At 70.6% G+C, this 11,563-nt stretch carries 10 protein-coding genes; 1 reads left to right on the top strand and 9 read right to left on the bottom strand.

Annotated elements, in window-relative coordinates; genetic code table 11:
- A partial coding sequence (locus tag AOK18_RS02510; protein WP_079104812.1) for a glycerate kinase family protein occupies positions 1–844 on the top strand: 844 nt, incomplete at its 5' end.
- A 109-nt stretch (positions 845–953) separates the two neighbouring features.
- On the opposite strand, the gene pssA is transcribed toward AOK18_RS02510, so the two are convergent.
- The 9 genes from pssA to AOK18_RS02465 form a co-directional block, all read right to left on the bottom strand.
- On the bottom strand, positions 954–1,769 hold the full coding sequence (gene pssA, locus AOK18_RS02505; protein ID WP_055571991.1) for a CDP-diacylglycerol--serine O-phosphatidyltransferase: 816 nt from the start codon (positions 1,767–1,769) through the stop codon (positions 954–956).
- 25 nt (positions 1,770–1,794) lie between these two features.
- Entirely contained in the window at positions 1,795–2,451 is a 657-nt protein-coding gene (locus AOK18_RS02500; RefSeq protein ID WP_055571990.1) for a phosphatidylserine decarboxylase, read from the bottom strand.
- Between the two features lie 171 nt (positions 2,452–2,622).
- Positions 2,623–3,828, bottom strand: coding sequence for an acyl-CoA dehydrogenase family protein (locus AOK18_RS02495; RefSeq protein WP_055571989.1), 1,206 nt, complete (start codon positions 3,826–3,828; stop codon positions 2,623–2,625).
- 2 nt (positions 3,829–3,830) lie between these two features.
- Positions 3,831–4,358, bottom strand: coding sequence for a MaoC family dehydratase (locus AOK18_RS02490; protein ID WP_055571988.1), 528 nt, complete (start codon positions 4,356–4,358; stop codon positions 3,831–3,833).
- A 5-nt stretch (positions 4,359–4,363) separates the two neighbouring features.
- Positions 4,364–5,380 carry an HpcH/HpaI aldolase/citrate lyase family protein gene (locus tag AOK18_RS02485; RefSeq protein ID WP_055571987.1) on the bottom strand — a complete coding sequence of 339 codons (1,017 nt, stop codon included), beginning with the start codon at positions 5,378–5,380 and terminating at the stop codon, positions 4,364–4,366.
- Entirely contained in the window at positions 5,377–7,404 is a 2,028-nt protein-coding gene (locus tag AOK18_RS02480) for a protein meaA (RefSeq protein ID WP_055571986.1), read from the bottom strand. The genes AOK18_RS02485 and AOK18_RS02480 overlap by 4 nt, the downstream gene beginning before the upstream one ends.
- 10 nt (positions 7,405–7,414) lie before the next feature.
- Entirely contained in the window at positions 7,415–8,758 is a 1,344-nt protein-coding gene (gene ccrA, locus AOK18_RS02475) for a crotonyl-CoA carboxylase/reductase (protein ID WP_055571994.1), read from the bottom strand.
- Positions 8,759–9,214: 456 nt separating this feature from the next.
- Positions 9,215–10,027 carry a TetR family transcriptional regulator gene (locus AOK18_RS02470; protein WP_055693175.1) on the bottom strand — a complete coding sequence of 271 codons (813 nt, stop codon included), beginning with the start codon at positions 10,025–10,027 and terminating at the stop codon, positions 9,215–9,217.
- A gap of 169 nt (positions 10,028–10,196) precedes the next feature.
- Positions 10,197–11,563, bottom strand: a 1,367-nt coding sequence (locus tag AOK18_RS02465; RefSeq protein ID WP_055693174.1) for a 3-hydroxyacyl-CoA dehydrogenase family protein, incomplete at its 5' end; no start/stop codon positions are given.

Here is an 11,563-nt window from a genome sequence, read left to right as displayed (position 1 = left end):
GACCCCGAACACGAGGGTCCGCGCGCCCGCGTCCAGCGCGGCGGTCAGCAGCTCGCCGGACCCGTACGTGGACGCCGTCAGCGGCGCGCGGACCCTCGTGTTCGGGGTCGGCGGCAGTGCCACCACGGACGGTGGCGCCGGCATGCTGGCCGCGCTGGGCGCCCGCCTCCTGAAGGCCGACGGCAAGCCGGTGGCGCCGGGCGGCGCGGGGCTCGCCGAGCTGGCCTCGGCGGACCTGTCGGGCCTCGATCCGCGCCTCGGCGAGATCACGTTCGTGCTCGCCAGCGATGTCGACAACCCGCTGACCGGCCCGAAGGGCGCCCCGGCGGTCTACGGCCCGCAGAAGGGCGCCTCCCCCAAGGACGTGCGGCGGCTGGACGAGGCGCTCGCGCACTTCGCGAAGGTGCTGGAGGAGTCGGCCGGAGCCGGGGCCGCCGGGCTCTCCGCCTCGCCCGGTGCGGGTGCGGCCGGCGGCATCGGCTACGGCGCGCTGCTCCTCGGGGCCCGGTTCCGGCCCGGTATCGAGGTCATGCTGGACGTCCTCGGCTTCGCACCCGCGCTGGAGCGGGCCGACCTGGTGATCACCGGTGAGGGCTCGCTGGACGAGCAGACCCTGCACGGCAAGGCCCCGGCGGGGGTGGCCGCCGCGGCCCGCGCCGCCGGCAAGGAGGTCGTCGCGGTGTGCGGACGGCTCGCCCTGCCCCCGCAGGCACTGGGACGGGCGGGGATCCGGCGGGCGTACGCGCTGACCGACCTCGAGCCGGACGTGGCGACGTGCGTCGCGCAGGCGGGTCCGCTCCTGGAACGTGCCGCGGAGCGGATCGCACGCGACTTCCTGGGCTGAGCCGGCCCGCCCGCGCGCACCGGCGGGGTCCGGCCCGCCCGCGCCGGGTGCCCGTACGGCAAGGGCCCCGGACCCAACAGGGTCCGGGGCCCGGAGCACGTCGCGTCGCCTACGGCTGCGCCGCCCGTGCCTCACGACGGTTGCCGCGGAAGTTGTTCACCCGGCGGGCCGTGGCGAACAGCGGGATCACCGCGCCCATCACCAGCTGCAGCGCGCAGCCGGTCTGCAGGAGCAGCTGGCCGCTCGGGGCGTCGAAGGCCCAGGCCGCCAGCAGGCCCATGGCCAGCACGATCCAGGAGAGCATCGCCACCGCGAGGGGGCCCCGCGGCTTCGGGTACTCGACCCGGCTCACCATCAGCCAGGCCGTGCCCAGGATCGCCAGGACCGTCGCCACGAACGGCAGCTCCAGCAGCACGATCGAGACGATGGTCAGCGCCCCGAACGGTGACGGCATGCCCTGGAAGGTGCCGTCCTTGACGGTGACGCAGGAGAACCGCGCGAGTCTCAGCACCACCGCCAGCAGCACCACGATCGCCCCGACCGCGGCCACCCTCTGGTGCGCGTCGTCCGCGACCATGCCGTACACGAGGACGAAGTACGCCGGGGCCAGACCGAAGCTGATCAGGTCCGAGAGGTTGTCGAGCTCCGCCCCCATGGGGGAGGAGCGCAGCTTGCGGGCCACCAGGCCGTCGAAGAGGTCGAAGACCGCCGCGCACAGCATGAGGATGACGGCGGTGGCCGCGCTGTGGCGGGCCATCCCGCTCTCCTGGCTGCCCGTGAGGTGCGGGATCAGGATGCCGGTGGTGGTGAAGTACACCGCCATGAAGCCACAGGTCGCGTTGCCGAGCGTGAGGGTGTCCGCTATCGACAGACGGAGTGAGAGGGGCATCTCCTCCTCGTCGTCCGCCTCGTCGGCGCCGGGCACCCAGCCGGTCCGCGTTTTCTCCGGATCAATCACGGTCAATGCGAGTCACCCCAGCCACGGTCTTCTGGCCCACCTCGACGTCGATCTCCACGCCCTCGGGCAGGTAGAGGTCGACGCGCGAGCCGAACCGGATGAGACCGATCCGCTCGCCCTGCTCGACCTTGGTGCCCTCGGGGAGGTAGGGGACGATGCGGCGGGCCACCGCACCGGCGATCTGGATCATCTCGATGTCACCGAGCTCGGTGTCGAAGTGCCAGACGACCCGCTCGTTGTTCTCGCTCTCCTTGTTGAAGGCGGGAACGAAGCCACCGGGGACGTGCTCGACCGACGTCACCGTGCCGGCCAGCGGGGCGCGGTTGACGTGGACGTTGAGCGGGCTCATGAAGATCGCGACGCGGGTCCGGCCGTCCTTCCACGGCATGATGCTCTGCACCACGCCGTCGGCGGGCGAGATGACCCGGCCCCGGGTGATCTCGCGCTCGGGGTCGCGGAAGAACCACAGCATCCCCGCCGCGAGAGCGGTGGCGGGGACGGCTACGGCCTTGGCGGCACCCGAACGGCGGGCGCGGACCAGGCTGACGGCTGCGGTGGCGACGGTCGGCAGGAGCCACGGCGATGCTCCGCGCGCGAGGCGCACGCCGGCGAGGCTGTCGCGAGATGCAGAGGTTTTGCTGTGGGGCATGGATGACCTTCGTAGCGGATAGTGCCGCGCATGGACAGGGGGACGGCGGCTTTCCGGCGATCGTAGCGGCTCCGGCCGACAACTGGGTAAGCCAGGAAGTCGAGTCGGTGTCCGGGGGGTGCTGACGGGGGACGATCCTCTATTCCCAGAAAACACCCCGTATCCGGACATTCATCCCTGGAATCGATACTCTTCGAGCAGTCTGCGGCCGATGATCATTTTCTGGATCTCCGCCGTGCCTTCGCCGATCAGCAGCATCGGCGCCTCGCGGTAGAGCCGCTCGATCTCGTACTCCTTGGAGAAGCCGTAGCCGCCGTGGATCCGGAAGGCGTCCTCGACGACCTCCTTGCAGTACTCGGAGGCGAGGTACTTCGCCATCCCCGCTTCAAGGTCGTTTCGTTCTCCGGAATCCTTTTTGCGCGCAGCGTTCACCATCATCGCATGAGCGGCCTCCACCTTGGTAGCCATCTCCGCGAGCTTGAACTGAATGGCCTGGTGCTGGGCGATCTGCCTGCCGAACGTGTGCCGCTGCTGGGCGTACCGGACCCCTAGTTCGAAGGCGCGCTGGGCGACCCCGCAGCCCCGTGCCGCCACATTGACGCGGCCGACCTCCACCCCGTCCATCATTTGGTAAAAACCGCGGCCGGTGACCCCGCCGAGCACGCGGTCCGCCGGAACGCGCAGTCCGTCCATGATGAGCTCGGTGGTGTCGACGCCCTTGTAGCCCATCTTGTCGATCTTGCCGGGGATGGTCAGACCGGGCCGCACCTCGCCGAATCCGGGCTCCTTCTCCACCAGGAAGGTCGTCATCGACTTGTGGGGCGCCGTGCCCTCCGGGTGTCCTTCGTCACTCCGCACCAGAACGGCCACCAGGGACGAGGTGCCGCCGTTCGTCAGCCACATCTTCTGGCCGTTCAGGACGTACGCGTCGCCGTCCTTCACCGCCTTCGACGAGATCGCCGACACGTCGGAGCCCAGCGCCGGCTCCGACATGGAGAACGCGCCCCGGACGTCGCCGGCCGCCATGCGCGGCAGGAAGTGGTCCTTCTGCTCCTGCGTGCCGTGCTGCTTGAGCATGTACGCCACGATGAAGTGGGTGTTGATGATGCCGGACACCGACATCCAGCCGCGGGCGATCTCCTCCACGCACAGCGCGTAGGTGAGGAGCGACTCGCCCAGCCCCCCGTACTCCTCGGGGATCATCAGACCGAACAGGCCGAGCTCCTTCAGGCCGTCGACGATCTGCTGCGGGTACTCGTCGCGGTGCTCCAGCCCGGTCGCGACCGGGATGATCTCCTTGTCCACGAAGTCGCGGACGGTGGACAGGATCTCCCGCTGGACGTCCGTCAGGCCGGCCGTCTGGGCGAGTCGCGCCATGGTCACTTCTCCTGCTCTCGCTTCGGGGTGTCCAGCGGTTCCGGGCGGCCGGGCTGCTCGCCGCCGCGCTCCTCGACGTACGTCCCGGTGGGCACCATCACCTTGCGGCGGAAGACGCAGACCAGGGTGCCGTCCTGCTTGTACCCCCTGGTCTCGACGTGGACGATGCCGCGGTCGTCCTTCGACTTCGACGGCCGCTTGTCGAGCACGGTCGTCTCGCCGTAGAGCGTGTCGCCGTGGAAGGTCGGCGCCACGTGCTTCAGCGACTCGATCTCCAGGTTGGCGATCGCCTTGCCGGAGACGTCCGGCACCGACATGCCGAGCAGCAGGGAGTAGACGTAGTTCCCGACGACGACGTTCTTGCCGAAGTCCGTCGTCCTCTCCGCGTAGTTGGTGTCCATGTGGAGGGGGTGGTGGTTCATGGTGAGGAGGCAGAAGAGGTGGTCGTCGTACTCCGTGACCGTCTTCCCGGGCCAGTGCTTGTAGACCGCGCCGACCTCGAACTCCTCGTAGGTGCGTCCGAACTGCATCGTGCTCAGGCCTCCGGGATCTCGAACTTCGACGTGCGCCGCATGCCGGCCGCGCGTCCCTTGCCGGAGACGACCAGGGCCATCTTGCGGCTGGCCTCGTCGATCATCTCGTCGCCGAGCATCGCGGAGCCCTTCTTGCCGCCCGCCTCGGACGTGTAGTAGTCGTACGCGTCCAGGATCAGCTCGGCGTGGTCGTAGTCCTCCTGGGAGGGCGAGAAGATCTCGTTGGACGCCTCGACCTGGCCCGGGTGGAGCACCCACTTGCCGTCGAAGCCGAGGGCGGCGGCGCGGCGGGCGACCTCGCGGTAGCCGTCGACGTTGCGGATCTGCAGGTAGGGGCCGTCGATCGCCTGGAGGTTGTTGGCGCGGGCGGCCATCAGGATCTTCATCAGGATGTAGTGGTAGGCGTCCGCCGGGTAGCCGGGCGGCTGCTCGCCCACGACCAGCGACTTCATGTTGATCGACGCCATGAAGTCGGCCGGGCCGAAGATGATCGTCTCGACGCGCGGGGAGGCCTGCGCGATCTCGTTGACGTTGTTCAGGCCCTGGGCGTTCTCGATCTGCGCCTCGATGCCGATGCGGCCGACCTCGAAGCCCATGGTCTTCTCGATCTGGGTGAGCAGCAGGTCGAGCGCGACGACCTGCCGGGCGTCCTGGACCTTCGGCAGCATGATGCAGTCGAGGTTCGGGCCGGCGCCCTCGACGACGGTCACGACGTCGCGGTACGTCCACTCGGTGGTCCAGTCGTTGACCCGCACCACGCGCGTCTTGCCGGTCCAGTCGCCCTCGTTGAGGAACTTGACGATGGTGTGCCGCGCCTCGGGCTTGGCGAGCGGCGCACAGGCGTCCTCCAGGTCGAGGAAGACCTGGTCCGCCGGCAGGCCCTGGGCCTTCTCCAGGAAGCGCGGGTTCGAGCCCGGTACCGCCAGGCAGGAGCGCCGGGGGCGAAGGCGGTCGAAGGAGGGCTGTGCGGCGGAGCCGCCCGTGGAAGGGGCGGTGGCGGACGACGGACGGGCGGTCATGCGGGGACCTCCAGGGGGTCGAGCTTGTTCGCGTTGCGGATCTCGTCGACGATACGGCCGATGATCCCGGTGATGTCGAAGTCCTTCGGGGTGAAGACCGCGGCCACTCCCGCGGCCCTGAGCTGCTCGGCGTCGGCGTGCGGGATGATCCCGCCGGCGATCACCGGGATGTCGGCCGCGCCGGCCTCGCGCAGCCGCTCCAGCACGTCCGGCACCAGCTGGGCGTGGGAGCCGGAGAGGATGGACAGCCCCACCGCGTGGACGTCCTCCGCGAGGGCGGCGTCCACGATCTGCTCCGGGGTGAGCCGGATGCCCTGGTAGACCACCTCGAACCCGGCGTCGCGGGCCCGCACGGCGATCTGCTCGGCGCCGTTGGAGTGACCGTCCAGGCCCGGCTTGCCGACCAGGAAGCGCAGCTTGCCGACGCCGAGGTCACGCGCCGTCACGTCCACCTTGCGGCGGACGCCGGCGAGGGCCGAGCCCTCCTCGGCGGGGACGGCGACCGGCGCCGAGGACACCCCGGTCGGGGCGCGGTACTCGCCGAACACCTCGCGCAGGGCGCCGGCCCACTCGCCGGTCGTGGCTCCCGCGCGGGCGCACTCCAGGGTGGCCTCCATCAGGTTGCCGTCGCCCCTCGCGGCCTCCTTCAGCGCCTCCAGCGCCTTGCAGGGGCGCGGGTGGTTGAACGGCGGCTGGTAGCGGGTGTCGCGCCAGCGGGCCAGCGCCTCGACCACCCGCGCCTCGACGGCCGGGTCGACGGTCTGGATCGCGGTGTCGAGGTCGGCGGTCAGCGGGTTCGGCTCGGTGCCCTCGAAGGCGTTGACACCGATGATCTTCTCCTCGCCCGACTCGATCCGGGCCCGGCGCGCGGCGTGCGAGGAGACCAGCTGCGACTTGAGGTAGCCGGACTCGACGGCGGCCATCACGCCGCCCATCTCCTCGATCCGCCCCATCTCGGCCAGCGACGCCGTCACCAGCTCGTCCACCTTGGCCTCGACCACCTTGGAGCCCTCGAAGAGGTCCCCGTACTCCAGCAGGTCGCTCTCGTAGGCGAGCACCTGCTGGATGCGCAGCGACCACTGCTGGTCCCAGGGGCGGGGCAGGCCCAGGGCCTCGTTCCAGGCCGGCAGCTGGACGGCGCGCGCGCGGGCGTCCTTGGAGAGGGTCACGGCCAGCATCTCCAGCACGATCCGCTGGACGTTGTTCTCCGGCTGCGCCTCGGTCAGCCCGAGGGAGTTGACCTGGACGCCGTAGCGGAAGCGGCGGTGCTTGGGGTTCTCGATGCCGTACCGCTCGTGCGTGATCCGGTCCCAGATGCGGCCGAAGGCGCGCATCTTGCACATCTCCTCGACGAAGCGGACGCCCGCGTTCACGAAGAACGAGATGCGGCCGACGACGTCGCCCATGCGCTCCGGCGGCACCTGGCCCGAGTCGCGCACGGCGTCGAGGACCGAGACCGCCGTGGACATCGCGTACGCGATCTCCTGGACCGGCGTGGCGCCCGCCTCCTGCAGGTGGTAGCTGCAGATGTTGATCGGGTTCCACTTCGGCAGGTGGGAGACCGTGTACGCGATCATGTCCGTCGTCAGGCGCAGGCTCGGTCCCGGCGGGAACACGTGCGTGCCGCGGGACAGGTACTCCTTGACGATGTCGTTCTGGGTCGTCCCCTGGAGCTTGGTGAGGTCCGCGCCCTGCTCCTCGGCGACGACCTGGTAGAGCGCCAGCAGCCACATGGCGGTGGCGTTGATCGTCATCGAGGTGTTCATCTGCTCCAGGGGGATGTCCTGGAACAGCCTGCGCATGTCGCCGATGTGCGAGACCGGCACCCCGACCCGGCCGACCTCACCGCGGGCGAGGACGTGGTCGGGGTCGTAGCCGGTCTGCGTCGGCAGGTCGAACGCCACCGACAGACCGGTCTGGCCCTTGGCGAGGTTGCGCCGGTACAACTCGTTCGACGCCTCGGCCGTGGAGTGGCCGGCGTAGGTCCGCATGAGCCACGGACGGTCCTTCTGACGCTCTGTCATGCGACGGCCCTCAGACGTTCCGGAAGCGGTTGATGGCGTCGATGTGCCGGGCGCGCTTCTCCCGGTCGCGCACGCCCAGGCCCTCCTCGGGCGCCATGCACAGCACGCCGACCTTGCCCTGGTGCAGGTTGCGGTGCACGTCGTAGGCGGCCTGGCCGGTGTCCTCCAGGGCGTACGTCTTCGAGAGCGTCGGGTGGATCCTGCCCTTGGCGATGAGGCGGTTGGCCTCCCAGGCCTCGCGGTAGTTGGCGAAGTGGGAGCCGATGATGCGCTTCAGGGACATCCACAGGTAGCGGTTGTCGTACTCGTGCATGTAGCCCGAGGTCGAGGCGCAGGTGGTGATGGTGCCGCCCTTGCGGGTGACGAAGACCGAGGCGCCGAAGGTCTCGCGGCCGGGGTGCTCGAAGACGATGTCGATGTCCTCGCCGCCGGTGAGTTCGCGGATGCGCTTGCCGAAGCGCTTCCACTCCTTGGGGTCCTGGGTGTTCTCGTCCTTCCAGAACCTGTAGTCCTCGGCGTTGCGGTCGATGATCGCCTCGGCGCCCATCGACCGGCAGATGTCCGCCTTCTGGTCGCTGGAGACGACGCAGATCGGGTTGGCGCCGCCGGCCAGCGCGAACTGGGTGGCGTAGGAGCCCAGTCCGCCGCTGGCGCCCCAGATGAGCACGTTGTCGCCCTGCTTCATGCCGGCGCCGTTGCGGGAGACCAGCTGCCGGTAGGCGGTGGAGTTGACCAGGCCGGGGGCGGCGGCCTCCTCCCAGCTGAGGTGGTCCGGCTTGGGCATCAGCTGGTTGGACTTCACCAGGGCGATCTCCGCCAGGCCGCCGAAGTTGGTCTCGAAGCCCCAGATCCGCTGCTCGGGGTCGAGCATGGTGTCGTTGTGGCCGTCGGACGACTCCAGTTCGACGGAGAGGCAGTGGGCGACGACCTCGTCGCCGGGGCGCCAGGCGTTGACGCCGGGGCCGGTGCGCAGCACGACGCCCGCGAGGTCCGAGCCGATGATGTGGTACGGCAGGTCGTGGCGCTTGGTGAGTTCGCTGAGCCGGCCGTAGCGCTCCAGGAAGCCGAACGTCGACAGCGGCTCGAAGATCGAGGTCCACACCGAGTTGTAGTTGACCGAGGAGGCCATGACGGCCACCAGGGCCTCGCCAGGGCCGAGTTCGGGCACGGGCACGTCGTCGAGGTGGATCGACTTGCGGGGGTCCTTGTCGCGGGTGGCGAGCCCGGAGAACATCTCCGTCTCGTCCTTGTGCACGGTGATCGCACGGTACGACTCGGGCAGCGGGAGGGCGGCGAAGTCCTCCGACGTGGAGTCGGGCGACTGGATCGCGGCCAGGATGTCCTTGACGGTCACGGTGTTGCCTCCGGCGGTGAGCACCCTGAGGGAGGGGTGCTGGGGGTTACGTCGGTGCTGCTGAGGGTTCGAGGGGATGCCGTCGGTCCGGCGGGGGTGGTGCTTCGGCAGCGCTTTGTGGCGCGGGAGGGTGCCTGTGACGCAGGCGTCCGGGCGGGCAGGCCTGCCGGCTTGCTGGGACAGCCGGCGCACGAAGGGTCTCTGCGCGCCGGCCGCCCGGACTCCTTCAACGTATGGCACGCCGTGACAGCACGCAAGGCACTGGGTGCCATGAATCGATCTCAGATGAAATCTTTACGCGACAGATGAGCGATGATCGATCGAACGGCGTCCCGGGAGGGCGTGAAAAGGGGTCCTGACATGGCAAAACGGCCACCCCGTGGGGTGGCCGTCGTCACAGCGGGGAGGACTGTCCGGCGCCTGCCCGGCGCCCCCTGCGCGGTCCCGCGGTGCTCCTCAGTGGTCCTTCAGGGCCCGCTCGATGGTCCGCATCACCTCGTCCAGCGGGGCGTCGGTGCGGGCGACCGCCACCAGCACCTCGCCCCGGTCGGACACCGAGGCGGCCGGCGGTTTCGGCGGCGCCGTGCGGCGGCCCGCCATGATCCCGTTCCCGAAGGTCTTGCGGACGATCGAGAAGGCGTGGTCGAGCTCCGCCTCCACGTCGCCCCGGCCGTCCGCCCGGAGCCAGCGCCGCAGCACGTGGTTGTGCGCGGTGACCACGGCGGACGCGGCGACCTCCGCCAGCAGCGGGTCGTCGCCGGCGTCCTCCTCGTGCGCGTGCTCGTCGAAGTGGCCGAGCAGGTAGCGGGTGAAGAGGCGCTCGTAGCGGGCCACCGACGCGATCTCCGCCTCCCGCAGGGTGGGCACCTCGCGGGTCAGTCGGTAGCGGGCGACCGAGATCTCCGGCCGCGCCGCGTACATCCGCATGACCTCTTTGATGCCGCGGCACACCGTGTCGAGGGGATGCTCGTGCGCCGGCGCCGCGTTGAGCACCGCCTCGGCACGCACCAGCGTGTCGTCGTGGTCGGGGAAGATCGCCTCCTCCTTGGACCGGAAGTGCCGGAAGAAGGTGCGGCGGGCGACCCCGGCCGCGGCGGCGATCTCGTCGACGGTGGTGGCCTCGTACCCCTTGGTCGCGAACAGCTCCATCGCGGCGGCCGCCAGTTCCCGGCGCATCTTCAGCCGCTGGGCGGCGGCGCGACTGCCTGCGGCGCGTTCCGGCGGCTCGGTCGTGGCGGGTGTGCGGGAGGACTTGGCGGACTGGGGCATGCCCCGAACGTACTGCATCCGCGCAGTTCGCCGCGCCGGACCGGGCGCTCCCCGGCCCTCGGGGGGCGGGGGAGCGCCACGGCCGGCGGGCGGCGGGAACCGGCCGGGTTCCAGCAGCCCGCCCCACTGGCCGTCGCCGCGGTACCAGTCGTCCAGGCGGTGCGGCGGCTCAGCGCTTGGCATATTCGCGGAAGCCCCGGCCGGTCTTGCGGCCGAGGCAGCCCGCGGCCACCAGGTGCTCCAGCAGCGGCGCCGGGGCGAGCCCGGGGTCGCGGAACTCGCGGTGCAGGACCTTCTCGATCGCGAGCGAGACGTCCAGCCCGACGACGTCCAGCAGCTCGAACGGGCCCATCGGGTAGCCGCCGCCCAGCTTCATCGCGGCGTCGATGTCGTCGAGGCTCGCGTAGTGCTCCTGCACCATCTTGACCGCGTTGTTGAGGTACGGGAACAGCAGCGCGTTGACGATGAAACCGGCCCGGTCGCCGCAGTCCACGGGGTGCTTGCGGATCGTGCCGCAGACCTCGCGCACCGTCGCGTGCACGTCGTCCCCGGTCAGCACCGTACGGACCACCTCGACCAGCTTCATGGCGGGCGCCGGGTTGAAGAAGTGCATGCCGATCACGTCCTGCGGACGCGAGGTGGCGCGGGCGCAGGCGATCACGGGCAGCGAGGACGTGGTGGTGGCGAGCACCGCGCCCGGCTTGCAGACCTTGTCCAGCGTCCCGAACAGCTGCCGCTTGACCTCCAGGTCCTCGGCGACCGCCTCGACCGCCAGGTCCACGTCGGCGAAGTCGTCGTAGGAGCCCGTCGCCCGGACCCGGTCCAGGGTCCGGGCGGCGGCCTCGGCGGTCATCCGGCCCTTGTCGACGGAGCGCGCCAGGGACGTGCCGATCCGGGCCCTGGCCCCCTGCGCCTTCTGCTCGGTGCGGGCCGCGAGGACCACGTGGTAGCCGGCCTTGGCGAACACCTCGGCGATGCCCGAGGCCATGGTGCCCGAGCCCGCCACGCCCACCGAACGGACCGGCCGGCCCTCGGCGGGCCGGCCGCCCTCCGAGGGGGTCAGCGCGTCCCGCACGACGACGGCGCTGCCCGGCTCCTCGTACGTGTAGAAGCCGCGCCCCGCCTTGCGGCCCGTCAGACCCGCCTCGCTGAGCTGCTTCAGGATCGGGGCCGGCGCGTGCAGCCGGTCGTGGGACTCCGCGTACATGGCCTCCAGGACCGTCCGCGCGGTGTCGACGCCGATCAGGTCGAGCAGCGCCAGCGGCCCCATGGGCAGACCGCAGCCCAGCCGCATCGCGGCGTCGATGTCCTCGCGGGAGGCGTAGCGCGACTCGTACATCGAGGCGGCCTGGTTGAGGTAGCCGAACAGCAGCCCGTCGGCGACGAACCCGGGCCGGTCGCCGACCGAGACCGGTTCCTTGCCGAGGTCCAGGGCCAGCCCGGTGACCGCGGTGACGGCCGCCGGCGAGGTCAGCACCGAGGAGACGACCTCCACCAGCTTCATCGCCGGGGCGGGGTTGAAGAAGTGCAGGCCCA

Origin of the sequence: Streptomyces prasinopilosus, assembly GCF_001419695.1 — a bacterium.
GTDB classification, from domain to species: domain Bacteria; phylum Actinomycetota; class Actinomycetes; order Streptomycetales; family Streptomycetaceae; genus Streptomyces; species Streptomyces prasinopilosus.
This window is presented reverse-complemented; position numbering and strand designations above follow the sequence as displayed.